General features: G+C 65.9%; 1 protein-coding gene. It reads right to left on the bottom strand.

Annotation, left to right across the window (positions count from 1 at the left end):
• Positions 1-46 precede the first annotated feature (46 nt).
• Positions 47-713, bottom strand: a 667-nt coding sequence (locus KME75_RS42185; RefSeq protein WP_219420693.1) for an ISAs1 family transposase, incomplete at its 5' end; no start/stop codon positions are given.

Genomic DNA, 713 nt, shown 5'->3' with positions numbered 1-713 from the left:
CAGGGCCCCGGCGTTGTTCGTTTTCGTCCGGTTTGGTCGGATTCGGTTAGATGTTGAAGACGGCGAAGGCGTCGTCGTGGTTGCGGAGGTCGCGTCGGGCGTGGGCGATGTTGGCGCGCCCCGCGAGCCTGAATGTGCTGATCGTCAGGTTTCGGAACGTGGCGATCGTCCGCGGTGTGGTCCCGGTTCTGACCTGAGAAACGTCCTCGCGAAAGGTGACGTCACGTGTCCAGTGGAGACGGTTTTCCACGGTCCAGTGCTGGCGTTGGTAGTAGTTGAGGTGCTCGGGTCCGGCGAGTGTGGCGGGCAGACTGGTGATCCCGTAGATGATCTCCTTGGAGGTCCACGGGCCGTGGAGTTCTCCGACGTCGCGGCGGAGGCGAAACACTTGCCGGGCCCCGGGGAACAGGGACTCGTCGGTCTCGGCGGTGCGGATCGAGCGACGCTCACGGCGGCCGTGTCCGCGGTCGTCGGTGACCGCGCTGGTGTGTTCCCAGTCGGAGTCGGGGCCGGTCAAGACCTGTGCCGCGGCGGTCAGAGCGAGGGGCTGGTTTCCCTTCAGGACCAGCATGTAGTGGGCGTTGCAGGTGTCGGTGATCAGACGGGCGGTCGCGCGCGTGGTGTGCAAGGCGTCGAGGGTGATCACCATCCCGGCTACGTCCAACGGCGCCAGCAGCGCTTCCACCTGGGCGCCTTCTCCTTTCTTGTCCGGG

The sequence above is a fragment of the Pseudonocardia nigra genome, from assembly GCF_019396355.1.
In the GTDB taxonomy this organism is placed as follows: domain Bacteria; phylum Actinomycetota; class Actinomycetes; order Mycobacteriales; family Pseudonocardiaceae; genus Pseudonocardia; species Pseudonocardia nigra.
Note: the sequence above shows the minus strand (reverse complement) of the source record. Positions and strands in the feature narration are given on the sequence as shown.